Here is a 278-nt window from a genome sequence, read left to right on the forward strand (position 1 = left end):
GTGGTCATTGATAACACGATCTTAGGCAAGCCTAATGATCAGCAGCATGCCGCTGATATGCTGAGCATGCTCTCAGGTCGCACCCATCAGGTACTGACGGCAGTAGCAGTAAGCGGGCCGCTGGGTATACTCTCCAGCTGTGTGACCACGAATGTCACCATGCGCGAGTTAACAGCAGAAGAGATCGCCTGCTATTGGTTGACGGGAGAGCCAGCCGATAAGGCGGGAGGCTATGCAATTCAAGGTTTAGCCGCCATCTTTATTGAACATATTCAGGG

At 52.5% G+C, this 278-nt stretch carries 1 protein-coding gene; it reads left to right on the forward strand.

Translation table 11 applies throughout. The annotated features are described in order from the left end of the window. Positions 1–278: Maf family protein (locus tag R0J92_RS22650; protein WP_411053315.1), on the forward strand; the 278-nt coding region annotated here is incomplete at both ends.

The organism is Tritonibacter sp. SIMBA_163 (assembly GCF_046535935.1).
GTDB lineage: Bacteria > Pseudomonadota > Alphaproteobacteria > Rhodobacterales > Rhodobacteraceae > Epibacterium > Epibacterium scottomollicae.